Origin of the sequence: Luteibacter sp. OK325 (assembly GCF_003050935.1) — a bacterium.
Lineage (GTDB): Bacteria > Pseudomonadota > Gammaproteobacteria > Xanthomonadales > Rhodanobacteraceae > Luteibacter.
Map to the genome: position 1 here is coordinate 616,206 of NZ_QAOX01000001.1, position 23,243 is coordinate 639,448.

At 63.9% G+C, this 23,243-nt stretch carries 22 protein-coding genes; 12 read left to right on the top strand and 10 right to left on the bottom strand.

The genetic code is table 11. From position 1 onward, the window contains the following. Positions 1-5: 5 nt before the first annotated feature. From C8J98_RS02655 to C8J98_RS02665, 3 genes are all read right to left on the bottom strand, one after another. Entirely contained in the window at positions 6-497 is a 492-nt protein-coding gene (locus tag C8J98_RS02655; RefSeq protein WP_107910623.1) for a MarR family transcriptional regulator, read from the bottom strand. Positions 498-623: 126 nt separating this feature from the next. Beyond that, positions 624-1,517, bottom strand: a complete 894-nt coding sequence (locus C8J98_RS02660) for an SDR family oxidoreductase (RefSeq protein WP_107910625.1) — start codon at positions 1,515-1,517, stop codon at positions 624-626. Between the two features lie 40 nt (positions 1,518-1,557). Next, positions 1,558-2,298 carry an SDR family oxidoreductase gene (locus tag C8J98_RS02665; RefSeq protein ID WP_107910627.1) on the bottom strand — a complete coding sequence of 247 codons (741 nt, stop codon included), beginning with the start codon at positions 2,296-2,298 and terminating at the stop codon, positions 1,558-1,560. Positions 2,299-2,410: 112 nt separating this feature from the next. Here C8J98_RS02665 and C8J98_RS02670 point away from each other — a divergent pair, with 112 nt between their 5' ends. Further along, positions 2,411-3,322 carry a LysR family transcriptional regulator gene (locus C8J98_RS02670; RefSeq protein WP_107910629.1) on the top strand — a complete coding sequence of 304 codons (912 nt, stop codon included), beginning with the start codon at positions 2,411-2,413 and terminating at the stop codon, positions 3,320-3,322. A 21-nt stretch (positions 3,323-3,343) separates the two neighbouring features. On the opposite strand, the gene C8J98_RS02675 is transcribed toward C8J98_RS02670, so the two are convergent. Both C8J98_RS02675 and C8J98_RS02680 read right to left on the bottom strand, forming a co-directional pair. Continuing rightward, the gene (locus tag C8J98_RS02675) at positions 3,344-3,757 is read right to left on the bottom strand and encodes a DUF4156 domain-containing protein (RefSeq protein WP_107910631.1); all 414 of its coding nucleotides are present in this window, start codon (positions 3,755-3,757) and stop codon (positions 3,344-3,346) included. An 85-nt stretch (positions 3,758-3,842) separates the two neighbouring features. Further along, a complete protein-coding gene (locus tag C8J98_RS02680; protein ID WP_233260103.1) occupies positions 3,843-6,728 on the bottom strand; it encodes a pitrilysin family protein in 2,886 nt (961 codons plus the stop codon). A gap of 420 nt (positions 6,729-7,148) precedes the next feature. On the opposite strand from C8J98_RS02680, the gene C8J98_RS02685 reads away from it, so the two are divergent. From C8J98_RS02685 to C8J98_RS02705, 5 genes are read left to right on the top strand one after another with little or no spacing between them, the layout of a single operon-like run. Beyond that, positions 7,149-7,343, top strand: a complete 195-nt coding sequence (locus C8J98_RS02685; protein ID WP_107910635.1) for a hypothetical protein — start codon at positions 7,149-7,151, stop codon at positions 7,341-7,343. A 7-nt stretch (positions 7,344-7,350) separates the two neighbouring features. After that, complete coding sequence (locus tag C8J98_RS02690) at positions 7,351-7,815, top strand: tRNA (cytidine(34)-2'-O)-methyltransferase (RefSeq protein WP_107910636.1); 465 nt, start codon at positions 7,351-7,353, stop codon at positions 7,813-7,815. A 48-nt stretch (positions 7,816-7,863) separates the two neighbouring features. Beyond that, the gene (locus tag C8J98_RS02695) at positions 7,864-8,532 is read left to right on the top strand and encodes an SCP2 sterol-binding domain-containing protein (protein WP_107910637.1); all 669 of its coding nucleotides are present in this window, start codon (positions 7,864-7,866) and stop codon (positions 8,530-8,532) included. After that, entirely contained in the window at positions 8,529-10,178 is a 1,650-nt protein-coding gene (ubiB, locus tag C8J98_RS02700) for a ubiquinone biosynthesis regulatory protein kinase UbiB (protein WP_107910638.1), read from the top strand. The genes C8J98_RS02695 and ubiB overlap by 4 nt, the downstream gene beginning before the upstream one ends. Positions 10,179-10,182: 4 nt before the next feature. Continuing rightward, positions 10,183-10,914, top strand: coding sequence for a pseudouridine synthase (locus C8J98_RS02705; protein WP_107911129.1), 732 nt, complete (start codon positions 10,183-10,185; stop codon positions 10,912-10,914). Between the two features lie 147 nt (positions 10,915-11,061). Here the strand turns inward: C8J98_RS02705 and C8J98_RS02715 are convergent, their stop codons facing one another. Then, positions 11,062-11,508: a hypothetical protein gene (locus tag C8J98_RS02715; protein WP_146171493.1), complete on the bottom strand. Its 447-nt coding sequence runs from the start codon at positions 11,506-11,508 to the stop codon at positions 11,062-11,064. 227 nt (positions 11,509-11,735) lie between these two features. Between C8J98_RS02715 and arfB the strand changes: the two genes are divergently transcribed. Together arfB and C8J98_RS02725 are read left to right on the top strand one after the other, a co-directional pair. Beyond that, entirely contained in the window at positions 11,736-12,158 is a 423-nt protein-coding gene (gene arfB / locus C8J98_RS02720) for an alternative ribosome rescue aminoacyl-tRNA hydrolase ArfB (RefSeq protein ID WP_107910641.1), read from the top strand. Between the two features lie 56 nt (positions 12,159-12,214). Continuing rightward, on the top strand, positions 12,215-12,742 hold the full coding sequence (locus C8J98_RS02725; RefSeq protein WP_107910642.1) for a 1-acyl-sn-glycerol-3-phosphate acyltransferase: 528 nt from the start codon (positions 12,215-12,217) through the stop codon (positions 12,740-12,742). Positions 12,743-12,765: 23 nt separating this feature from the next. Here C8J98_RS02725 and C8J98_RS02730 read toward each other — a convergent pair whose 3' ends face one another. Continuing rightward, positions 12,766-13,158 (bottom strand): hypothetical protein, encoded by a 393-nt coding sequence (locus C8J98_RS02730; protein ID WP_107910648.1) that lies wholly within the window; start codon positions 13,156-13,158, stop codon positions 12,766-12,768. 237 nt (positions 13,159-13,395) lie between these two features. Between C8J98_RS02730 and C8J98_RS02735 the strand changes: the two genes are divergently transcribed. Beyond that, positions 13,396-13,860, top strand: coding sequence for a hypothetical protein (locus C8J98_RS02735; protein WP_146171494.1), 465 nt, complete (start codon positions 13,396-13,398; stop codon positions 13,858-13,860). A gap of 3 nt (positions 13,861-13,863) precedes the next feature. Here the strand turns inward: C8J98_RS02735 and C8J98_RS02740 are convergent, their stop codons facing one another. Continuing rightward, entirely contained in the window at positions 13,864-14,838 is a 975-nt protein-coding gene (locus tag C8J98_RS02740) for a LysR family transcriptional regulator (RefSeq protein WP_199229801.1), read from the bottom strand. A gap of 194 nt (positions 14,839-15,032) precedes the next feature. Here C8J98_RS02740 and aceB point away from each other — a divergent pair, with 194 nt between their 5' ends. Both aceB and aceA read left to right on the top strand, forming a co-directional pair. Beyond that, on the top strand, positions 15,033-16,631 hold the full coding sequence (gene aceB / locus C8J98_RS02745) for a malate synthase A (RefSeq protein WP_107910653.1): 1,599 nt from the start codon (positions 15,033-15,035) through the stop codon (positions 16,629-16,631). 22 nt (positions 16,632-16,653) lie between these two features. Further along, positions 16,654-17,943 (top strand): isocitrate lyase, encoded by a 1,290-nt coding sequence (gene aceA / locus C8J98_RS02750; protein ID WP_107910655.1) that lies wholly within the window; start codon positions 16,654-16,656, stop codon positions 17,941-17,943. Between the two features lie 79 nt (positions 17,944-18,022). Here aceA and C8J98_RS02755 read toward each other — a convergent pair whose 3' ends face one another. Beyond that, positions 18,023-20,176 carry a TonB-dependent siderophore receptor gene (locus C8J98_RS02755; protein WP_158272575.1) on the bottom strand — a complete coding sequence of 718 codons (2,154 nt, stop codon included), beginning with the start codon at positions 20,174-20,176 and terminating at the stop codon, positions 18,023-18,025. A 388-nt stretch (positions 20,177-20,564) separates the two neighbouring features. Then, on the bottom strand, positions 20,565-21,719 hold the full coding sequence (locus C8J98_RS02760; RefSeq protein WP_158272576.1) for a family 43 glycosylhydrolase: 1,155 nt from the start codon (positions 21,717-21,719) through the stop codon (positions 20,565-20,567). A gap of 200 nt (positions 21,720-21,919) precedes the next feature. On the opposite strand from C8J98_RS02760, the gene C8J98_RS02765 reads away from it, so the two are divergent. Beyond that, positions 21,920-23,239, top strand: a complete 1,320-nt coding sequence (locus C8J98_RS02765; protein WP_107910660.1) for an ABC transporter permease — start codon at positions 21,920-21,922, stop codon at positions 23,237-23,239. Positions 23,240-23,243 lie beyond the last annotated feature (4 nt).

Here is a 23,243-nt window from a genome sequence, read left to right on the forward strand (position 1 = left end):
GCTGCTTATTCCCCGTACCCGGCGAGCATCTTTTTCAGCAGGACTTCCAGCTGGGCCTGCTCGGTGGTATCGAGCTTTCGCGTCTGCCGGAAAAGCAGGGTGACGATGGCCGGCAGGAAGCTTTCGATCAGCGCGATGCCTTCCGGCGTCAGGGTCAACGTGACCTTGCGACGGTCATCTTCGCTGGAGGCGCGCGCGATATAGCCCTTCTCGCAGAGTTGCGTGGTCAGCCGGGTCACGTTGGCGGACTTCTCCCCTGCGGCATCGGCGAGCTGCGACGGATTCAGGGAGTTATCCGGCGAGCCGTACATCATCATGAGGATGTTGTATTCGGGGTGGTTGAGCCCGTAGGGCTTCATCACCGCGTTGGCCTCGTCGTGAATCTCCTTGTAGAGATGCTTGATCAGCCGGACGAGCGCGGCGGGGTCACGCGGGAAGCCGGGATACTTTGAAAGCGTGACCTGGAGCCGCGCTTCGGTGGGGGCGAAATCGCTCATGGAGGGCCGTCCTGTCGACTGATTACCTCATAAGTATATAGTTCATTTATGTATAATCAATACCTGTTCGATCTGAAGAGAGTTACGAACAGGCCTCGCCACCTTTCCGGCGCGGCCCGTTCAGCCTCAGGCCTTGGGAGATAACAGATCGTCGATCCCCACCCGCCAGAACAATTCCCGCCGGACCCGATCGGCCACGCCGTTGACGATCTCGGCGCCGTCCTGCGACGGATCCACGTGGACACGGAAGGGTCGCTTGCCGAAGGGCAGGTTCACCACCTCGACGATCTTCGTAGCCACTTCGCCTGCGTCCGCATCAGCGGGCTCGAGGGCGGCCAGGCCACGGAGGATCCGATCCGGCATGCCGGCGTACGGACCGTCCATGTACTCGGCGGCGCGGGCCTCGTCAGCAGGCTTTCCGGAGTGCGCAAAGTGGTTCGTGCCCTTAGTGAAGGCGCCGGGGACCATGATCGACGTCTCGATGCCCCAGCGCGCCAGTTCGCCGGCATAACTCACCGCGAGTGAATCCATCGCTGCCTTCGCCGCGAAGTAAGGGGCGAGGAACGGCGGCGTGCCACCGCGGACACTGCTGCTCGACACCCACAGCAGCAAGCCCTTCCGCTGCGCACGCATGACCGGCAACGCGGCGCGATTGACCCGCTGCGTGCCGAGCACGTTCACGTCGTAAAGCTGCGCGTACTGTTCCGCAGTGAAGGACTCGGCCGGCCCGAATACCATGTGACCTGCGTTGTGGACGAGCACATCCAGGCGGCCGTCCTGCCCAACGATCGTCTTCACCGCCGCTTCGGCCGATGCGTCCGAGGTGACATCGAGTTCGACCACGCGAAGGTCAATGTTGCGCTCCTTCCCTTCCTTGAGCACGGCCTCGGCATTAGCCGCGTTGCGGCCGGCGATATCGCGCATGCTCGCATAGACGATGTGACCGGCCGCCGCCAGGGCGCGCGCGGTCAAGAGGCCAAAGCCACTGGACGCGCCGGTAATCAGGATGACCTGCTTCATGATGATTTCTCCAAAAGGGATGCAAAGAGAAGGCTGCTGATCAGACGATGCCGCCGTTGGCGCGCAGCACCTGGCCGTTGATCCAGGCACCATCGCTACCGGCGAGGAAAGCCACGGCCGCAGCGATGTCGTCCGGCGTGCCGAGACGCTCGAGCGGCGCCAGCTTCGCAAGGCGATCGACGAGCTCGGGCGACTTGCCATCGAGGAAGAGGTCGGTCGCGGTCGGACCCGGGGCGATCGCGTTCACCGTGACCTGGCGGCCGCGCAGCTCGCGGGCGAGCACCATGGTCGTGGCTTCGATGGCCGCCTTCGTCGCGGCATAGGCGGCATAGCCCGGCTGCAGGAGACCGACTACGCTGGAGGAGAAGTTGATGATGCGACCGCCCTCGCGGATGCGGGTCGCGGCTTCGCGCATGGTGTTGTAGCTGCCTTTCACATTGATCGCGAAGAGGCGATCGAAGTCCTCGTCCTTGAGGTCGGCCACGTTGGCCAGGGCCATCACGCCAGCATTGTTCACCAGGACGTCGACGCCACCGTAGACCTCCTGCACGGTATCGAACAGGCGGCGCACGTCGGCGGATTTCGAGACGTCGGCCTGGGCACTGATGGCCTTGCCACCGGCGGCTTCGATGTCGCGGACCACGGCCTCAGCGGCGGGGGCGCTTCCTGCGTAGTTGACGACGACGGTAAAGCCGTCGTGGGCGAGGCGCTTGGCCACTGCGGCGCCGATACCGCGCGAGGCGCCCGTCACGATGGCGACTTTCTGGGTGTTCTGGCTCATCTGGGTTCTCCGGTTCCGGCGACATTGCCGGGCGAGAACAGCATGAACGTTGCCGCCCTTCGGATAATCCAGCAGGATATGACTTCACTATTCCATCGAACGGAACAATGCCATGGACCGCTTCGACACCATGCGTCTCTTCGTCCGCATCGTGGAGCGCCGAAGCTTCACCCTGGCCGCCTCCGACCTGGACCTGCCCCGGTCGACGGTGACCCAGGCCATCAAGCGCCTGGAAACCCGACTCGGTGTCCGCTTGCTCCAGCGCACCACGCGCCAGGTAAGCCCGACGCTCGACGGCGAGGCGTACCACCGGCGCTGCGTGGCGATCCTGGCCGAGGTGGAGGACGCCGAAGGTGCCTTTCTCGATGCGCGGCCGACCGGGCTGCTGCGCGTGGATATGCACGGCACGCTCGCCCGCACCTTCGTGCTGCCTGACCTTCCCGATTTTCTCGCGCGCTATCCGGGCCTCCGCGTCCACCTGGGCGAAGGCGACCGTTGGGTAGACCTCGTGCGCGAAGGCGTCGACTGCGTGCTCCGCGTCGGCGACCTGACGGACAGCAGCATGGTGGGGCGCCGTATCGCGATGCTGGAAGAAGTGACCTGTGCCAGTCCGGCGTATCTCGAACGCCACGGCATTCCGCAAACCCCGGACGACCTCGACGGCCATATTGCGATCGGCTTCCTCTCCACTGCCACCGGAAGCACGCTGCCGCTGGAATTCATCCAGAACGGGGAGACTCGTTTCGTCAATCTGCCGTCCGTCGTCACGGTGACCGGCTCGGATACCAACATCGACCTTGCCCGCCTGGGGCTTGGCCTGATCCAGGTGCCGCGCTATCACCTGGCTGGCGATCTGGCAGCGGGTCGGTTGGTGCCGGTCTTACCCGACTACCCGCCCACGCCTTCGCCCGTCTCGCTGTTGTATCCGCACAATCGCCAGTTGTCCCCACGTGTTCGCGTGTTCATCGACTGGGTGACGGCGACGTTCGCCGCGCGGGCGCGCGACGGCGTCACTTCGCTCTGAGCGAAGCGACGTCGGAGAGGATCAGTTGTTCTTCAATGGCACGGTTTCGAAGCCCGCCTGCGGCGTGCTGCTTCCCTGTGGAGCCGGCACTGGCGTATCGCTGCGCGCCGGACCGACATTGCGGCTACCGCACGTGTAAGCACCCCAGGGCTGCGAGCCTTCGCTCGGATCGGCCAGCGGCTTCACCGTGTCCGCACCCATCTTGGCCGCCTCGTTGCGTGCGAGCACTTCCAGTTCGTCACGAACCTTCAGGTCGTTGCGATCCACCGGGCCGACGCGGTTCATGACAGACACCGTGACCTTGCCCTGCTCTTTGCAGCTGGAGACATCGCCGTTCCAGGCGGTGCGCACGTTTCGCGCACCGTCGTCGAGCTTGATGCCCCACGTACAGGCGGAGAGGGCGAGGGGAACGAGGAGGACGAGAGCCTTGCGCATTTGGAACTCCGGGGGTTCGATCGCTGCTTATGCTAGCCGGACTGACGTGAGGGCGCGATCTTCTTCGACCGCGCCCTCATGCAAGTTACTTCTGCTCCGCCGGCGCGCTGCCAACCTTGGTCGCTTTCGTGGCCTTGGTCGCTTTCGTTGCTTTACCGTGCTGCACGTCCTTCGCCGGGTTGCCGTCGGCGTCGACGACGTGCACCTCGCCCAGGTTCAGCGCACGCACGGGTGCCTCGATCTTGCTGAGATCGCCGACGATGACCCAGGTCAGCGCGTCAGGATGGATCACGGTCGTCAGCGCGTCTTCCGCAGCCTTGCGGTCGACGCCTTCGATGCGGCCCTTGAGCGTCTGCACGTAGTCGTCCGGCCGGTCGTAGATGACGATACCCGTCATGGCACCGAGCACGGCCGAGGTAGTTTCGAAACTACCCGGCAATGCGCGGACCTTCTGCGCCCGGATCTTCGCGATCTCGTCGTCGGTCAGTGGCTTCGGGCCGATGACGGCACGTGCTTCCTTGAGGATTTCCGCAGCAGAGTCGGCCGTCTTGTCGGTCTGTACGGGGGCGTAGAACAACATCGGTCGCTGGCCCTGGGCATCGGACAGCATGCTGCCCGCGCCGTAGGCCCAACGCTTCTCTTCACGCAGGTTCATGTTCAGCCGAGAGGTGAACGTGCCGCCGAACGCGCCGTTGGCGATGCCGAGATCGAGCGCGTTCTTCGCCTTGGTCGACGGCGCAAGCAGGCCGGCCAGAATCAGCGATTGCGGCGCATCGGTGCGATTGATCAGGAAGACGCGCGGTTTGGGCTGCTCGGCCACCTGACCGATATTCTTCTTCGGCAGGGCGCTCGCCGGCGCCGTCCAGTCACCGAACACGGCATCCAGCTGCGGCAGGATCTGCGCCAGCGTCGTATCGCCGGCGACCAGGATGCGAACGTTGTCCGGACGCAGGAAGTCCCGCTGGAAGTCAGCGAGATCCTCGGCGGTGAGCGAAGCGATCGCCTTCTCGGTACCGCTACCGGTGAACGGAATGCCGTAAGCGTGATTCTTGCCGTAGAGCAGTGGTGGCAAGGTGCGCAATGCAAGACCGGTAGGCTCGGTCTTCTCCTGCGCGATGCCCGCCACCCACTGGCCACGCACACGCTCGATATCGTCCGACTTGAAGGCGGGGTTGCGAACAATGTCGGCGAACAGGGCGAGCGACGGGGTGAGCTCGGAGTTCAGCGCGTTGAGGCCGATCGAGCAGTTGTCGAGCGAACAGCCCGAACCGATGATCGCGCCCAGACGTTCCTTGCGACGGGCCACTTCGACCGAATCCAGCGTCTTCGTGCTTTCGTCGAGCAGCGCCGAGGTGAAGCTGGCGGTGCCGAGCTTGCGGCCCTGGTCCGCCGCATAGCCGGCATTGAACAACAGGCTGATCTGGGTGACAGGTACGGTGTGGCGCTCGGCGAGCACCACTTCGATACCGTTCTTCAGCTTGCCGCGCTGCAGTTTCGGGAAGGAGAGATCGGGGAAGCTGTCGACCGACGGCACACCCTTGCTGCGATCCACGTCCGACTTGCCGACGGTGTACGTCTTCGCAACCGGCATCACCGCTGCAGGACGCCCCGTGGCGACCTTGAGGCCGACTACCGCTTTGTCTTCGGCCGTCGGGTCGAAGCCCGGCGCCGCGGGCAGCACGGTGAGCGTGTAGTCGCCCTTGGCAAGCCAGGTTTTCGACGCAGCGAGGACCGAGGAGATGCTCGCGTTCTGCGCGCGCTCGAGGTCCTTCTTATAGGCCTCCGGGTCGTTACGATAGACCTGGCCCTCGGCGAGAATCACCGCCTTGCCGCCGGAACCACCCACCTTCTCCAGGCCTCGCACGAAGCCGGCGCGGTTGCTGACCTTGGCACGTGCCAGTTCGTCTTCCGTTGGGCCGGTAGCCATGTAGTCTTTCCACACGGCCGCAACGGCTGCTTCGACCTTGGCCGGATCGACGCCATTCTTGACGTCGATGGTGAGCTGCACCTGGCTGGCCAGTGCGAACGGTGCGATGCCCAGGCTCACGTCGTCTGCGAGCTTGTCCTGGTAAACCAGGCGCTGGTAGAGGCGCGACGTCTTGCCACCGCCGAGCACCGTGGTGGCGAGGTCGAGCTGGACGGAGTCGTCACTGCCCAGTTGCGGCACCACCCACGTACGCACGATGCGCGTCTGCGCGACCTGATCGTGCTGCGTGCCGCGCGTGGAAGTCGCGACGGGGGTGATCCAGGGCTGCTGGCGAGGCACCGGCGGGCCGGAGGGGATGTCGCCGAAGTACTTCCCGGCCTTGGCCTTTGCCTGGGCCACCGTGATGTCACCGGCGAGCACCAGTGTGGTGTTGGCCGCGCCGTAGTAGCTGTTGAACCACTGCTTCACGTCGGCGAGCGAGGCTGCGTCCAGATCGACCATCGAGCCGATGGTGTCGTGGTGATACGGATGATTGGCCGGGTAGGTATTGACCAGGACATTCTCGTCCACGCGGCCATAGGGACGGTTTTCGTCCTGGCGCTTTTCATTCTGGACGACGCCACGCTGGGTATCGAGCTCCTTCTGCCCGATCGCGCCGAGCAGGTGACCCATGCGGTCGGATTCCATCCACAGGGCCATGTCCAGCGCGGTCGTCGGCACCGTTTCGAAATAGTTGGTGCGATCGAACCAGGTGGTGCCGTTCATGTCGGTGGCACCGGCCAGTTCGAACGGCTGGAAATAGGTGCCCTTGCGGTTCTCCGAGCCCGAGAACATCAGGTGCTCGAACAGATGCGCGAAGCCTGTCTTGCCGGCCGGCTCGTCGGCCGAACCCACGTGGTACCAGATGCTGACGGCGACGACGGGCGCCTTGTGATCCTCATGGACCACGACGGTCAGGCCATTGGGCAGCTGGAACCGCGTGAAGGGGATGTCCGGAATGGCGTCGGGCGACGTGGTGGCCGCTCCAGCGACTCCAACGGACATCAGCCCGGCTGCAAGCAGGGCGAATCGAAGCTTCATGGCGATCTCCTAAAGGCCTCGACGGCCCGATTCCACCGAGGCTAGCCCGCGCGGTCCATCGGACGCAATCGGAGGTCCGGCATGGTCCGGACGGTGTCCGCTCACGCGTGGTCAGTGTCCGCGGACAACGCTGCGTCACGCGACGACCTGACAAACCTCATACGAATCAGCTGATTGCGCACCCTTAAAAGCTGGCACGGCGTTTGCGTTACTAGTCCTGCCAAGCCGGGTGGCCTTCCTACCCGGCATCGATCCGGAGAACGCCATGAAGTACGAAATGCTGATGCTGCGCAGCCTGCTCGTGACCTCGATGCTGATCTGCGGCCTGACCCTCGGCCAGATGTTCTAACTACCAGCCACTCAAGAAAATACGGAACCCACGCCATGAAACACGAACTCCTGATGCTCCGCAGCCTTCTCGTCGCTTCGCTCGTCGTCTGCGGCCTGATTCTCGGCAATATGCTCGCCTACACCGGCAACCCGATTCAGCTGGCCACGGTCGGCACGGCAGCCAGCGCGGTCACGAATGGCTGCGGGCTGCCGACGGATGGCATCGTCTGCCCCCGCATCGCCTCATAATGGGGGTATGCCCCACGTCATCCTCTTCCGACCCGAAATACCGCCCAACACGGGCAATGTCATACGCCTCTGTGCCAATACAGGCGCGGCCCTGCACCTGGTGCGACCGCTCGGATTCGAGCTGGACGACACCCGTCTCCGCCGCGCCGGCCTGGACTACCACGAGTTCGCAAGCGTCGCCGTCCACGACGACCTGAGCGCCTGCCTCGCCGCGATCGGCCATCCACGGGTATTCGCTTTCTCAACCCGGGGCCAGCGCCTGCATACCGACATCGCGTTTGCCGAAGGCGACGCACTCCTCTTCGGATGCGAAACAGCGGGCTTGCCCGACGATGTGCTCGATGCCATCCCTGAAGAACATCGTGTCCGTTTGCCGATGCGACCCGGTAACCGCAGCCTCAACCTGTCCAACGCCGTGGCCGTCGCCGTGTTCGAGGTCTGGCGACAATCGGGCTTCGACGGCGCGTCCTGAACACGCCGGACACCGCTCCCGCCCTGCCCGGCGGGCTACAATCGCAACATGACTTCCGATCGTCCCTCGGCTGACGCCGGCCCCAATCGATTCCTGCCCCGCCCCCTCCGTGTCCTCGCCGGACGCGCCATGGAGTCAGCGCTCAACCGTGCCGTCGACCTGGACCCGGATACCCGGGCCCGTCTGGACGTACTCGACGGCCGCAGCGTGCAGGTGCATCTGAGCGGCCCCGACCTCGCCCTGCGCATCTCGGTCGAGAAGGGACGCCTTCGCGTCGGTCCCCCGGAAGAAGGCGGAAGCCTGCGCGTCACGGCGTCGCCGGCCAGCCTGGTGGCCATGGCGATTCGCCGCGACGACGACGGCGTGGCCCCGGGCAAGGTGGATATCGCCGGTGACGCCGAACTGGCCCGCCGGCTCGAGAAGCTCACGCGCCAATACGCGCCGGATGTCGAAGAGGCATTCGCGAAAACCTTCGGCGACACCATCGGGGTGCCGTTGGCGAAAGCGCTGCGCGATGGTCTGGCGCACGCTCGCGAGACCGTTTCACACCTCACCGAGGACGGCGCGGACTGGCTTCGTGACGAGGGGCGCGTCGCCGTGGCCCCCGGCGAGGCGGACGCCTTCCTGGACGGCGTGGACGATGTGCGCGAGCGAACCGAACGCGCGGAGGCCCGCCTGGCCCGCCTCGAGCGCGCGCTGAAGGGGCGTCACGCATGACGCCGCTGCGTCTGTTGCCGCGCCTGATGCGCGTTGCCGCCATCCTGCTCAAGTACGACCTCGACGACCTCGTCGATGGGGCGCACTTGTTCCGGCCACTGAAACTGATCCGGCCGCTGTTTCCCAGCGCGCCCACCGACATTCGCGCACTACCGCGCGGGGCGCGCCTGCGCCTGGCCCTGACCGACCTCGGTCCGATCTTCGTCAAGGCCGGCCAGGTGCTGTCGACGCGGCGCGACCTCGTGCCTGCCGACATCGCCGACGAACTCGCGCTCCTTCAGGACCAGGTGCCGCCCTTCCCCGGCGCCGAGGCGCGCGCAATCGTCGAGCGCGAACTGAAAGCGTCGGTAACGACGCTGTATTCCAGCTTCGACGAAACCGCCCTCGCCTCCGCATCCATCGCCCAGGTGCACGCCGCGACCCTGCACGACGGCCGCGCCGTCGTGGTCAAGGTGCTTCGCCCCGGCATCGACAAGCGCATCGCCCGCGACGTCGACCTCCTGCACACGCTCGGCGAACTCGCCAATCGCTGGCATCCGAACGCCGACAAGATCCGTCCGCTCGAAGTGGTCGCCGAAGTCGAGAAGATGCTCTCGAATGAGCTCGACCTGCAGCGCGAAGGCGCGAGTGCCAGTCTGCTCCGTCGCAACTTCGCCAGCGGTGTGGACCTCTACGTGCCCGAAGTGCATTGGGAGCTGAGCACCGAGGGCGTCCTCACGCTCGAGCGCGTCTATGGCGTCAGCGCCGACGATATCGCGGCGATCGACGCAGCCGGCCTCGATCGCAAGCACCTTGCCGAGAAGGGTGTGCGACTGTTCTACGAGCAGGTATTCCGCGACAATTTCTTCCACGCCGACGCACATCCCGGCAACATCTGGGTCGACCTCGCCCGGGTGGACGAGCCGCGCTTCATCGCACTGGACTTCGGCATCATGGGCTCCCTGCCCGAAGCCGACCAGTACTGGTTGGCCGAGAACTTCATCGCGCTGTTCGAGCGCGACTACGCGCGCATTGCGCAGCTGCATGTCGCCGCGGGCTGGATGCCGTCGACCGTCCGCCTGGACGAACTCGAAGCGGCCGTACGCACCGTCTGCGAGCCCTACTTCACCCGCCCTCTCGCGCAGATCTCCATCGCCGAGCTGGTAGTGAAGCTGTTCCAGACCGCGCGGAAGTTCGAGCTCACGCTGCAGCCGCAACTGATCCTGCTGCAGAAGACCCTGCTTAATATTGAAGGCGTCGGCCGCATGCTCGACCCCGAGATCGACATCTGGGCTGTTGCGCATCCGGTGCTTCGCCGCATCCTGCGCGAGCGCTACAGCCTGCGCGCCACACTGCGCGACGTGCGTCGCCGCCTGCCGCAATGGATTCACACGGCACCGCAGGCTCCGGAGCTTCTGCGGGATGCGCTGCGCCAGGTAGCCAGCGGACAGCGCCACCAGGTCGCGGACCCGCTCGCGCTTGCGGCCGCCCGTGATGACGCGCGGCGTATGCGCAGGCTCGTCGCATGCAGCCTGCTGGGCGCGTCGCTGCTGCTCTGCGCCGCCCTGGTCGGCACGCTGGCCGCGCGTGGCGTGTGGCCGGCGATCGTGGCCGCCGTGGCGGGCGTACTCGCCTTTGCCGCCGGCTGGCCGCGTCGCGTCGGCTGATCCCATGCTCGAGATTCTCTACCAGGACGACGACATCGTCGCCGTCAACAAGCCGGCCAACCTCGCGGTGCACCGGTCGAAGTTCGTCGGCCCGGACGACGCCTTCCTTATCGACCTCCTCCGCGAGCAGGTCGAGGGAAAGCTGCACCTCGCGCACCGTCTGGACCGCGCCACCTCAGGCGTACTCCTCGTTGCGCGCTCGCCGGAAGCTGCCGGGCAGCTCGGCGAACAGTTCATGGGGCGCAGCGTGCGCAAGCGTTACCTGGCCGTGGTTCGCGGCTGGCCCGACCCCGAAACCGGCACGATCGACTATCCGCTGCCGGGCTCCCGCGACACCGGGCCTCGTCGCGATGCGACAACGGACTACAAGCAACTCGGCACTACAGAGGTCGATATCGCCCTTGGTCGCTATGACAAGCAGCGCTACGCCTTTGCTGTCGCGGAGCCGCGCACCGGACGCTTTCGGCAGATTCGCAAGCACTTTGCGCACATTCATCATCCGATCGTTGGTGACAGCCAGCACGGGCGCGGCGATCACAATCGGCTGTTCAAGCAGTACTTCTCGTCGCATCGTCTGCTGCTGCACGCGGCGCGACTGGAATTTGAGCATCCCGCCGACGGACGCCTCATGGCGGTCGAGGCGGGCCTGGATGAGACGTGGCTGAAGCTACTTGAGCGCTTCAACTGGTCGAGTGCGTACGCCGAGCAGGTCGAAGCGTGGAAGGCGTCGAGCTAGAACAACAGGTATGCATAGCATCCAGGATCTTCTCCAGGACATCCTTCGCGGCCTGCCAAGCTGCCTGAGACTCGTACCAGTCAGCGATTGCTTCAAGATCCTGCAGGGCCTCTTCCGACAGATGAAGGTCAACGCGCGTTCCCGGCATCAGGGCGACCGCTTCTTACGAGCCTCCAAGCCTTGTATCAGTTCCGCGACACGGGATTTGGCCTCATCAATGGAGTAAAGCCTCGATTCGCCCGAGGCGACTCTCGCCGCCGATTTTTCCACTTTTGCCTTTAGCCAACTCGCGTACTCCGCAGTCTCCTTCAGCACTACGGCGCGGTCGGGGCGAGGGGCGCGCAGCGTTCCCGCTTCGTACGCATCGGCGATGACGCTTAACCGGGTCACGCCCAGGCGCGCCATTTGGGCGATGGCGCTATCGGTCGTTGAGAAAACGCGCAGTGTGCCGTCGGCCGAACACAACACGCGTGCGTCTCCGTCCACATCAACACGCACCGTCCAACCCGATTTGCGGCCGACGATCGTCGCGGTCGACACAGCCCCGGCTTCAGCCAACAGGCGAAGCTGCGCCAATTTGATTGTGTCGTCCATGTACGGGCCTTCGGCCGCGTGGAGGGGCGACCAAGGATCAAGATTAACGTTAAACATACTTTATTCCAATGCAAAGACTTCAGGAGCCGGCCTTTGATAGTGGCCTGCCGTTGCGGGGCTCAAACCTGGGCGCAGCCCATTACCCGATGTAGGCGGCGCCCCGTCATTCGCGTGGCTCGCGCGCTGCACAACGCGACAAGGAGGAGCGCTGCTAGAATCCGCCGGCCATGCTTATCGTCACTGCCAACATCGCAATCCCCGACAGCGAACTGATCGAGCGCTTCATGCGTGCCGACGGTCCGGGGGGACAACACGTTAATCGAACAGAGAGCGCCGTCGAGCTCCGTTTCGACGTTGCTTCGTCTCCCTCGCTGCCGGACGAGGTACGCGAGCGCCTTCTCGCGCGACGTGACCGCCGAATGACGGACGCAGGCATCATGGTTATCCAGGCGCGGCGTTTTCGTGATCAGGCCCGTAACCGCGACGACGCGCGCGACCGTCTGGTAGACGTGATCCGCGAGGCTACCGTGGTTGCGAAGAAGCGTGTGGCGACAAAGCCCACGCGTGCCTCGAAGGAACGCCGCCTCGTAGGCAAGACGCAGCGGGGCCAGACCAAGCGCGGGCGCTCGCGTGACTGGAGCAGCGATTGAGCCCTTATCCCGAGCATCTGCCGCCAAACGTTCCTTCGCTACCCGATTCCTGGTGGATGAGGCTGAGCCGTTGGGCCATTCGGCGCAGTGGCTGGCGATTCGTCGGCGAGCTTCCGGATCTCCCGAAAATCGTGGTCATCGGTGCGCCGCACTCGTCGTATTGGGACGGGGTGTGGGGGTTGCTGATGAAGTCGGCGATGGGCCTCGACCTCGGTGTAATGATCAAGCGCGAGGTCCTCAACGGGCCGTTCGGCCCGATCGTGCGTCGCCTCGGCATGATCGCCATCGATCGCAAGGCGGCGACTGACGTCGTTGGCCAGATGGTCGAACGCTTCGCCACGCACGAAAAGATGTGGCTGGGCATCGCACCGGAAGGCACACGCAAACCGGTGAAGCAGTGGAAGTCGGGGTTCCTGCGCATTGCACGTGCCGCCGGTGTGCCAATCTTGCCGATCTTCATCGACTATCCGACGAAGACATTCACCGTAGGCCCGCTGGTTCACGCCACCGGGAGCACGGAAGCAGACCTGGCTTCGATACGTGCAATGTTCGCCGGCTATCAGGGCAAGCATCGCGGGGCGTGATGGGTACACGCCCCGCACTGGTCTTAGCCCAGGCCGCGTCGGTGCCGAACTGAATAGTTGATGCGGTGATACTGGGTGTTCTGCACAACAATTCGGTAGCTTCCCGGCCCCAGGTTCGGAATGATGGCGGAAACACCGGAACCGACGGTGTACCAGATGCCGCCCTGCGCACGCTGGATGGAGAGGGTGGCGCCTCCACTGACGGATGCAGAGAATGTACCGACGCAGGTGGTGTCCCAGCGAAAGTCGACCTCCCGCGCGCCTGGTGAGAGAACCCCGTGCGACGTTAACTCAGGCAGGGTCCCGATACACCGCTTACCGACAGTGAGTGGTGTCGCGTTCGCTGGGATGGTCAGCACAGCAAGAGCGAGTGCGAGCGCCGACAGATAAGAAAGCCTGGTCTTGATGATTGCCATTTTGTCTCCTCGCTTAGTGCCATAAGGCAGAGGAACGCTATCGCGAAGGAGAACGCTTTTTTCCGCTGACGACGTGGATTGTGACGAGACCTGACGCAAATGTCGGCGTGCGTCGCGCACCTCGCGTTATCGCTCGAATCACCTTGGTGACGGCGCACTTGAATATCAGTTACCGCTGGCAGCATCGGCCAGGCTGCCGTTGGATGCTTCGGGCTCCTTGTCATTCTGGAGCCCGTCATGGAAGTCACTTTTGCGTCGAGAGCGCCCGCGAGAGACAGCGCCGGCTGGCAGCTTCAAAAGAAGCGGCCTAATGAATTTGGCTACGTGAACGAGCCGATCGAAGCCCGAGGACGCAAATCGTGGGAACGCAACATCCCCGACGTGGTGAGGAAACATCTCGAAGGCGTCGACCTGACATCCATTCGCCCCAGCGAACTCGAGAAGCTGGCTAACGCTCTACATCGCGAAGGCTATGTCTCGCACCTCGCGGCCACACAACTCGGCCTCATCACACTGGACGTTAAGGACCATCCGCAGAACATGATCGCTCAGATGGAGGATCATCTACGCATCGGCGTGGCCGCGAACAACCCGATGTACGCACTGGGAATAGCGATGGACGAAGCGGCCGTCGACGCGCTCCACGGCATGCAAGCCATTGCTCTGATGCTCCGCGCACAATCTGTCGACACCTACGCCTGATGACTACCGCTCCGAGTGTCCCGACTCGTCGTAGTCGCGATGCGTCAGCAGGCCGGGACGGATCAAGTCGATGAATGCACGAGCCTCTGGACTCAGGAACTTGCCCTTGCGCATCACCACGCCGTAGCTGCGTTGCGGGAAGTACTGCCGCAGGTTTCGCACAACGAGTCGCTCGCGGTCCGCCTCCGTAATGCAGATTCCCGTGACGATCGAGATGCCGAGCCCCATCGCGACATACTGCTTGATCACGTCCCAGCCGCCGACTTCAATCGCAACGGTGTAGGGAACGTGCCGCTGCTGGAAAACCATGTCGACCAGGCGATAGGTAGTGAGACGCTTCGGCGGCAGTATCAGGCCGTAGGGTGAGAGGTCTTCGAGGCGGATGTCAGTCTTCGACGCCAGTGGATGGTCAGGCGGCATGATCAACATAGGATCGTAGTGATAGACCGGCGCCCAGGCGATGTCGTGTGGCACGTCGATCATCGAACCCACGGCGATATCGACTTCGTCGCTACGTAACAGCGCCAGCCCGTCACGATTGGTGACATTGGAAAGGGCCAGATGCACGTGCGGGAAACGCTCGCGATAAGTCTTCACCAGCTCCGGCAGCAGGTACTGAATGGTCGACGAGCCGGCAGCGACGGTCAGCCTGCCCGCCTGGGCGCCTTTGGTCCTGGTCTGAAACTCACGATCCAGATTCTCGAAGCCCTCGACCAGCGGACGGGCCAGCTCGTACAGCGCCTCGCCGGCGTCCGTCAGGGTGATGCGGCGCCGGGTGCGCTCCAACAAATGGGTTCCAAGCTCTCGCTCCAATGCCTTGAGCTGCAGACTCACTGAGGGCTGAGACAGAAAGAGGGCCTCCGCGGCGCGGCTGAGCGTACCGAGCCGGGTCGTGTAGACAAAGGCCCGCAGCTGCTTGAGGCGGTTCCCTTTGTAATAGAACCGGCCACCTTCTTCGTCGGCAGGGCGATCGGCCATGCGTGGCTTCGCTCGCTTCACGACAGCCTTTTTCGTCGAATTCAGCTTGCGGACCATCGAATTTAGCCCATGAAATTAATTAGTTGTATCTAACATTAGCATTGTTAATGTAAATCTTTAAAACATTTGTTTTGTCAAAAACGTGGCCCCGGGCCTAGGGTGAACACCAGACCCGCATCCCGAGGCACGATCCCATGGCAGTTCCCAAGAGCGTGATCGACCCCCTGGCCGGCGTCCGCTTCGGCGACGGCAGCAATACCTATGCGGATGTCCTGACCCCGGGCGCCGTCGCCTTTGTGGCGGATCTCCACCGCCGATTCGACAGCCACCGCCTGGCCTTGCTTGCCGAACGCACCGCCCGCCAGTTGCGCCATGACGCAGGGGAGTTGCCCGACTTCAGGGCGGACACCGTGGCAATCCGCGACGCCGACTGGTCGGTGGCGGCCATTCCCGAGGCCCTGATGGATCGCCGGGTGGAAATCACCGGGCCCGTCGAGCGGAAGATGATCATCAACGCGCTGAACTCGGGCGCGAAGGTTTTCATGGCCGATTTCGAGGACTCGAGCGCGCCGACCTGGGCCAACCAGATCGAAGGCCAGCGCAACCTGCGCGACGCGGTGGACGGCACCATCGAATTCACCAGCGCCGAGGGCAAGGTTTACCGCGTGGGCAAACAGCCCGCCGTGCTGGTGGTTCGCCCCCGCGGCTGGCATCTGCCGGAACGCCATGCCGAGGTTGACGGCGATGTGGTCGCCGGCGCACTGGTGGACTTCGGCCTCTATGCCTTCCACAACGCCAAGGCGCTACACGGGCGTGATCGCGGCCCCTATTTTTACCTGCCCAAGCTGCAGAGCATGGAAGAAGCGGCGCTCTGGGAGTCGGTGATGGCGCACGCGGAGAACGTGCTGGGCCTGCCTCACGGAACGATGAAGGCCACGGTACTGATCGAGACGCTGCCTGCGGTTTTCCAGATGGACGAGATCATGCACGCGTTGCGCAACCGCATCGTCGGCCTGAACTGCGGTCGCTGGGATTACATCTTTTCCTACCTGAAAACCTTCCGTGCGCACGGCGACCGCCTGTTGCCGGAGCGCGGCCAGGTCGGCATGACGGCGCCCTTCCTCAAGGCGTATTCGGAGCTGCTCATCCGCACTTGCCATCGTCGTGGTGCTTTCGCGATGGGCGGCATGGCCGCGCAGATTCCCATTCGGGGCGACGAAGCGGCGAACAACGAGGCCATGGCCAAGGTGCGCGCCGACAAGCTTCGTGAAGTGACCGCGGGCCATGACGGCACCTGGGTGGCACACCCGGCGCTGGTACCGATCGCCCAGGCCATCTTCGACGAACACATGCGCACGTCGAACCAGTTGCATGTTCAGCGCGACGACGTCGTCGCCTCGCGTGACGCGCTCATTGCGCCGGCGATCGGCACGATCACGCGTCCGGGCTTCGACAACAACGTAGAAGTCTGCCTGCGCTACACGGCGGCCTGGCTGGAAGGGCTTGGCTGCGTGCCGATCCACAACCTGATGGAAGACGCTGCCACTGCTGAGATCGCACGCGCGCAGCTCTGGCAATGGCTGCACCACGAGCCGCTGGAATTCAGCGACCACGCACCGATCGACTTCGCGCTGTTCGACCACGCACTGGCCACGCACTGCCATCGCCTGCGCGAGAGCTCGCATCCAGGGGCCGCGCGTGCCGACCAGGCAGCCGCACTGATTTCCGCGCTGACGCATGCCGACGAACTTCGCGACTTCCTCACCCTGCCCGCCTACGAACACCTGTCCTGATCATTCTCCAAGGAGCCACACCATGAAGACGCATACCGCCGAACAGATCGTGCTGGACTGGAAGAACAACGACCGCTGGAACGGCGTCGAGCGTCCCTACACCGCCGAGGACGTGGTTCGTCTTCGCGGCACGGTGCAGGTCGAATACACGCTCGCTCGCCGCGGCGCCGACCGCCTGTGGCGCTCGATCCACGACAAGCCGTACGTGAATGCCCTCGGTGCGCTGACCGGTAACCAGGCCATGCAGCAGGTGAAGGCTGGCCTGCAGGCGATTTACCTGTCGGGCTGGCAGGTCGCAGCCGACGCGAACACCGCAGGCACGATGTATCCCGACCAGTCGCTGTATCCGGTCGACTCGGTGCCCAATGTCGTCCGCAAGATCAACAAGACCCTGCTCCGCGCGGACCAGATCCACCACGCCGAGGGCAAAGACCACATCGACTGGCTGGTGCCGATCGTGGCCGACGCCGAAGCGGGCTTCGGTGGCGTGCTCAACGCGTACGAGCTGATGACCCATATGATCGAGTCCGGCGCCGCCGGCGTGCACTTCGAAGACCAGCTGGCCAGTGCGAAGAAGTGCGGCCACATGGGTGGCAAGGTGCTCGTCCCGACGCAGGAAGCCGTGCAGAAGCTGATCGCCGCCCGCCTTGCCGCGGACGTCGCCGGTGTGCCGACCCTGATCGTCGCCCGCACGGATGCCATGGGCGCGGGGCTCGTCACGACGGACATCGACGAAAACGACAAGCCCTTCCTTACCGGCAAGCGCACGGTGGAGGGCTTCTATGAATCGAAGCAAGGCATCGAACAGGCAATCAGCCGCGGCTTGTCCTACGCGCCGTACGCGGACCTGATCTGGTGTGAGACCGCCACGCCCGACATGGAGCAGGCGCGCCGCTTCGCCGAGGCCATCCACGCGAAGTATCCCGGCAAGAAGCTGGCCTACAACTGCTCGCCAAGCTTCAACTGGAAGAAGAATCTCGACGAGAAGACCATCGCCACCTTCCAGAAGCAGCTTGGCGAAATGGGCTATGCGTTCCAGTTCATCACGCTCGCCGGCTTCCATGCCCTGAACTACTCCATGTTCCAGCTGGCACGCGGCTACCGCGACCGCCAGATGGCGGCCTACGTTGAATTGCAGGAAGCCGAATTCGCTGCGGAGAAAGACGGCTACACCGCTGCGAAGCACCAGCGCGAAGTCGGCACGGGCTACTTCGATACGGTGAACCAGGTGATCTCGGGTTCGTTCAGTTCGCTCTCGGCGCTGAGCGGCTCGACCGAGGAAGAGCAGTTCCACCCGGCGTCGGCCGCGTAAGTCTCGTCCTCAACGACACCCGCCTCGCGCGAAAGGCCGCACCTTCCAGCACAGGGGTGCGGCCTGCTCGAGTGGGTTCCTACCAGCGATAGGTCGCACTCGCCATCGCCGTGCGGCGATTACCCCATGAACACCCCAGCTCGCCATAGCAGACGGACACGAAGTGCTTGTCGAGCAGGTTGTTGACGTTGAGCGCGAGCGAGACGCTCGGCATTTCGTAACGAAGAACGGCGTCCACCAACGTATAAGCCGGTACGTTGAAGTCCCGCGTGGCATCGGTCGTCACATCCGGATGGTAGGTGCCGCCGTAACTCTCGCCGACACGACGTACACCGCCGCCAAATCCAAGACCGCGTGCAACCCCTTCGTGCACGGTGTAGTCGGCCCAGAGGGATGCCATATGCATCGGCACCGTGCCGGGCGGCTTACCGATATCCGACACGACGCTGGACCGGGTCGTCTCGGCGTCCGTGTAGGTGTAGGCCGCACGCAGCTTCAGCCCGTCGGTCAGATTCGCCACACCCTCCAACTCAGCCCCTCGCGAGCGCACTTCGCCGGCCGCACGCGAGAAACCGGGGTGCAATGCGTCAGTCACGAGCACGTTGCCCTCGTGGATCTCGAAGGCCGACACCGTCACGAACGCGTCCACGTTCACCGGCTGGTACTTCACGCCGCCCTCGATCTGACGACCGGTGGTCGGCAGGAAACCACGCCCCAGATAGTCGAAACCACTGTTGGGAAGGAAGGACGTCGACCAGCTGACATACGGCGCAAGACCCCACGAGGTCTGATAGACGAGGCCGACACGCCCCGTGGTCTTGCTGTCGACCTGACGGCTGGCGGCGTCCGCGATCTGGTCGAGTCCACCCATCGATGTCCAGTCGCGGCGCACGCCGAGGAGCGCCACCCAGCCGCCACCAAACTTCAACTGGTCCTGCGCATACACGCCGGTCTGCTTCAGGCTTTGTCGATTACGGAAGCCCGGCGTGCCCAGCGGCGCCATGGGCAGGTTGTATTCGGGCGCATAAGCGCTCAAGGGATTGCCCAGGCCATCGCTTTCGCTCTGGCTGCTGTGCGTCTGGGAAACGTCCAGCCCCATGAGCACGGCATGCTGCACCGGCCCGGTTGCGAAGTTGGCCGTCACCCTGTTGTCCATGAGGTAGCTGTTCGTCTGCGAGTCGTTGTCCATCGCATAGCGATTGAACGTGCTGTAGTCCGGGAACAGTGGGCCACTACCGTAGAGCTGGCGCCAGCTCGTTGTCTGCCGGGCGACGCGCCCATTGAGGTGGAAGCTCCACACATCGTCCACCCTGTGGTCGATCTTGTAGCCCACCGCCGACTGGGTCCGGCGATAGCTGTCCCAGTTCGTGTCGCCCGTGTAAAGCGACGTGGACAGCTTGCCGTTCGGGTTGAACAGCACGGTGCCCTGCGCCGGTAGAAACGGATACAGGCTATTTGTCAGGTCGCGCTGATAGTTCGTCAGCAACGTGACGCTGGTGTTGTCGTCAGGCGCATAGGTGATCGCAGGGGCGATGGCGAGACGACGGTTATAGGTGTGGTCGATCTGCGTGTCGTCGTCGAAGCCGATCGCGGTGAGGCGATAGCTCCAGTGGCCCGCGTCGTCCAGCCTTCCGCCGTGATCGGTGCGCAGCTGGCGCTGTGCGTAGTTGCCGAGCTGGATGCCTACCTCGTGCAGCGACTCCGTCGTCGGCATCTTGCTGGTGACATCGATGAGGCCGCCCGGGTTGCTCTGTCCGTAGAGCACCGAGCTCGGCCCCTTCAGCACGGCGACGGATTCGATCAGGTAAGGCTCGATACGGAGACTGAGGCCGCCCGGCTGGGATCTCAGTCCGTCCTGGTAGATGCCGAAGGACCCCGCGTCGAAGCCCCGGATAGTCGGCCAGTCGTACCGTTGATCAGTGCCCGTCGCGTTGGAGGCTGTGCCTGCCGTGTAGTTCAGCGCCTCGGACAGGCTCTGCACGTTGCGTAACGTGAGGTCTTCACGACTGACCACCGACACCGACTGCGGCACCTCGATGAGCGGCGCATCGGTCTTCGTGGCCACGGTGGCCTGAGGCGCGGTGGAGGCGCGGACTTTCACGCCCTGCAGGTCGGTGACCTTGTCCTTGTCTTTCTCTGATACATCATCCGCGGCGCGAGCCATCGGTACGATCAGCAGTGCGGAGACGCATAACGGGAGGGCACGACGGAGCAGCGTATCGAAGGGACGCACGGCAAGCTTCCTTGAGGTAAACGGAGGGCTTGCTGGCTGGGTCGCGAAGGCGAGCGTGGCTGGCTGGTCCGGGGGAGACCGCGGTCGCGGGAATGACAAGGCACGCGAGCGCGGCGGCATTCTCCCGGCTGAGGCTTACCCGCGTCAAGGAAAGCCGCTACGAATAATCCCTCGTCCCAAAAGAAAATCGGCCAACACCGTGAGGCGGGCCGAGATAAGGACAGCTAAGGATCGTTGTGGAGAAAAGGCCGGGCCCCGGTGCTAGAGCGGGGGGAGGGAGGGGTATCTAGCACCGGAGCGGGGCGGGCAGCCCATTAGAGAACCGCCTGGTACAGAATTATCCGCTCGCCCCCGGGATTCGTCAACTACTCAGTACATGAAATAAGTATTAACTCTTTGGAGTGATTTTGGCCCGCGAATTGCTGGTGTTTCCAGTCATGTCGATGTCGAACCCACTCGCGCAACTCAGTGGTTCGATGGCGCCGCGGGCGTCGAAGCGCAGTGGCTCCCAGTAGTGAGTCGCATGGGTCTCGCTCGGGTTGCCGTTGTCCCAGCGATCCGACTGGAAAAGGAAGACGGGGCCATCCGGTCCCGGCAGGGTCGCGACATCGGCTGGCTGCCCGCCGCAGGACGTGGCACTGATCTTCAGGCCACGATGCTGTCTTGCCATCTCACCGCTCGCGGGCTTGCCCGTCCACGGACCCAGCGGCGATGTGGCATGGAGATATGACGTGCCGGTTGTGCAGTATCCACAGTTCGGGTCGGAGAACGTGAGGTAGTAGGTGTCACCGCGACGGAAGATCGATGGCGCCTCGGTTGCCTTCAGGCCAACGCGCGCGTAGCGCCCTGTACCGCTGAGATAACTTTCATCGAGTTGCTCGATCGCGATATCGCCCTTCCGTCGCCAGTCGGTGTACGCGAGGTAAGCCGTGCCATCGTGGTCGACGAAGACATCGTGGTCGCCGTGATTCAGGCCGGGAGGCTGGTCACGGTTGATGGCCAGCTTCGGTAGCGGCGCTTCGACGAAGGGACCGGTCGGCGTCGTGGCGGTGAACACGTGGTAGCCAACAGCCACTTCGTAGCTGTTGATCCACAGAACGTAGCGCTGCGTCCGGGCGTTGAAGACCACGTGCGGGCGGAAGCAGCCATAAGTCGACCCGTCGCAGCGCTTCTGCCAGGACGGCGTTGTCGCGTCGAAGAGCGGGCCTTCGGCGCGCCAGTGCGCAAGGTCGCTGGACGAATACACAACGAATCCGCAGAACGGAGCCTTCTTGTCGTTCCAGCGAAAGCCACAGCCATAACGCGTGCCGTAGAGATAATAGCGGTCGCCGAAGCGCTGGATCTGGCCGTCGTGGGCATCGATCGGATGCCCCTCATCGTCGACCCTGGCCGTGCCGGGAAGTCCGTTGTCGAGATGCACATGCACCGCACGACCGCCCGGCTCTTGCGTTGATGCGGTAGCTCCCGTCGATGCCGTGAGCACTGAAAGGACCGCGAGCAAAAGGCACATCGAGTAGCACAGACGCTGGAAAGACAGTGGCATGAGAAGAGTCGGATCGACGGAGAATAAGGCTCCGACCATAGCCGCTGCGCGTGTACCCGACAACGGCGGGCGCACCTGACCTCTTGCACATGCCTGCGCTTTCCCACCGGCGCATGCTCGTCGCACAGGAAGACGAAGCGGCCGGCCAGGGGTGGTGCGGGCCGTCGGGACGTTACGTGCCGCACTGGGGATACACACGCATGATCGGTTATTACATCGACCTGGCGCTGCACAGCCTCAGGCGCAGCAAGGTCCTGACGGTACTCATGATCCTCGCGATTGCCGTTGGCATCGGTGCGAGCATGACGACACTAACCATCATGCACCTGCTTTCCGGTGATCCGCTGCGTGGACGAAGCGGGCAGATCTTCTACCCTCAGGTCGAACCCGACCCTGGCTCGAAGGCCCGCGAGCCTCACGATGTCATGGACTACCAGTCCGCGATGGACCTGTGGAGCGCGCACCGCGCCGATCGCCAGGCACTCGTCATCAACAGTCGAGTGAAGTTACTGGCACCCGACACACGACTGCCGCCACTGATGCTCTCGATGCTCTCCACGACCTCCGATTTCTTCACGATGTTCGAGGTCCCGATCCGGTTCGGTCGCAGCTGGACGGCCGAGGACGACGCCGCGCATGCCCGCGTCGCGGTGATCTCCGCCAATCTCAACGACCGTCTGTTCGGCGGGCAAAACAGTGTCGGCCTGACCTTGCGCCTGAAGGACAGCGACGTGCGCATCGTCGGCGTCCTTGCACCGTGGCGTCCCTCGCCTCTTTTCTACGACGTACGCGGCGGTCGCTTCAGTGGCGGTGACACGGCCAGTTTCTATGACAAGCCGGAAGGTGTCATCACGCCCTTCACGACGGCACTGGAGATCAACGACGGAAACTTCCAGCCCTTCACGTGCTGGTCGAATCCCGTGACACCGGGACACCTGCAGAACGCGTCGTGTGTCTGGGTGGCTCTGTGGGTGCAACTGGGCGACGCTACCAGGGTCGCATCGTATCGCCGCTTCCTCGACGGCTACGTCGCTCAGCAACAATCGCTCGGGCGCATCACCCGAGCGGACAACACACGATTGCGCAGCCTGCCGGAGTGGCTCGATTTCAACGGCGTCGTGCCCGGTGACGTGAAGTTGCAGACATCGCTGGCGTTCGCGTTCCTGGCGATCTGCGTGTGCAACGTCGTCGGGCTACTTCTCGCAAAGTTCCTGCGCCGGAGTGGGGAGATCGGCCTGCGGCGCGCGCTTGGCGCCACGCGTCGTGCCGTCTTCATCCAGTGCCTGGTCGAGGCGGGCGTGATCGGTGGGCTCGGGGGACTCGGTGGTTTATTCCTCACGCTGTTCGGGCTTTGGCTCGTCCGCCAGCAGCCCGTTCCGTATGCGGACTTCGTACACCTGGATGTGTCGATGTTCCTGGCAACGTTCCTGATTTCCATCGGAGCGAGTCTTCTCGCGGGCCTGCTACCCGCGGCGCGCGCCAGCCTCGTCGAGCCCGCATTGCAATTGAAGGTGCTTTGACATG

Bases quoted from the DNA above. Each gene is read 5' to 3' on its own strand.
- C8J98_RS02655 (WP_107910623.1), bottom strand. From the start codon at position 497: ATGAGCGATTTCGCCCCCACCGAAGCGCGGCTCCAGGTCACGCTTTCA.
- C8J98_RS02660 (WP_107910625.1), bottom strand. From the start codon at position 1,517: ATGAAGCAGGTCATCCTGATTACCGGCGCGTCCAGTGGCTTTGGCCTC.
- C8J98_RS02665 (WP_107910627.1), bottom strand. From the start codon at position 2,298: ATGAGCCAGAACACCCAGAAAGTCGCCATCGTGACGGGCGCCTCGCGC.
- C8J98_RS02670 (WP_107910629.1), top strand. From the start codon at position 2,411: ATGGACCGCTTCGACACCATGCGTCTCTTCGTCCGCATCGTGGAGCGC.
- C8J98_RS02675 (WP_107910631.1), bottom strand. From the start codon at position 3,757: ATGCGCAAGGCTCTCGTCCTCCTCGTTCCCCTCGCCCTCTCCGCCTGT.
- C8J98_RS02680 (WP_233260103.1), bottom strand. From the start codon at position 6,728: ATGTCCGTTGGAGTCGCTGGAGCGGCCACCACGTCGCCCGACGCCATT.
- C8J98_RS02685 (WP_107910635.1), top strand. From the start codon at position 7,149: ATGAAACACGAACTCCTGATGCTCCGCAGCCTTCTCGTCGCTTCGCTC.
- C8J98_RS02690 (WP_107910636.1), top strand. From the start codon at position 7,351: ATGCCCCACGTCATCCTCTTCCGACCCGAAATACCGCCCAACACGGGC.
- C8J98_RS02695 (WP_107910637.1), top strand. From the start codon at position 7,864: ATGACTTCCGATCGTCCCTCGGCTGACGCCGGCCCCAATCGATTCCTG.
- ubiB (WP_107910638.1), top strand. From the start codon at position 8,529: ATGACGCCGCTGCGTCTGTTGCCGCGCCTGATGCGCGTTGCCGCCATC.
- C8J98_RS02705 (WP_107911129.1), top strand. From the start codon at position 10,183: ATGCTCGAGATTCTCTACCAGGACGACGACATCGTCGCCGTCAACAAG.
- C8J98_RS02715 (WP_146171493.1), bottom strand. From the start codon at position 11,508: ATGGACGACACAATCAAATTGGCGCAGCTTCGCCTGTTGGCTGAAGCC.
- arfB (WP_107910641.1), top strand. From the start codon at position 11,736: ATGCTTATCGTCACTGCCAACATCGCAATCCCCGACAGCGAACTGATC.
- C8J98_RS02725 (WP_107910642.1), top strand. From the start codon at position 12,215: ATGAGGCTGAGCCGTTGGGCCATTCGGCGCAGTGGCTGGCGATTCGTC.
- C8J98_RS02730 (WP_107910648.1), bottom strand. From the start codon at position 13,158: ATGGCAATCATCAAGACCAGGCTTTCTTATCTGTCGGCGCTCGCACTC.
- C8J98_RS02735 (WP_146171494.1), top strand. From the start codon at position 13,396: ATGGAAGTCACTTTTGCGTCGAGAGCGCCCGCGAGAGACAGCGCCGGC.
- C8J98_RS02740 (WP_199229801.1), bottom strand. From the start codon at position 14,838: ATGGCCGATCGCCCTGCCGACGAAGAAGGTGGCCGGTTCTATTACAAA.
- aceB (WP_107910653.1), top strand. From the start codon at position 15,033: ATGGCAGTTCCCAAGAGCGTGATCGACCCCCTGGCCGGCGTCCGCTTC.
- aceA (WP_107910655.1), top strand. From the start codon at position 16,654: ATGAAGACGCATACCGCCGAACAGATCGTGCTGGACTGGAAGAACAAC.
- C8J98_RS02760 (WP_158272576.1), bottom strand. From the start codon at position 21,719: ATGCCACTGTCTTTCCAGCGTCTGTGCTACTCGATGTGCCTTTTGCTC.
- C8J98_RS02765 (WP_107910660.1), top strand. From the start codon at position 21,920: ATGATCGGTTATTACATCGACCTGGCGCTGCACAGCCTCAGGCGCAGC.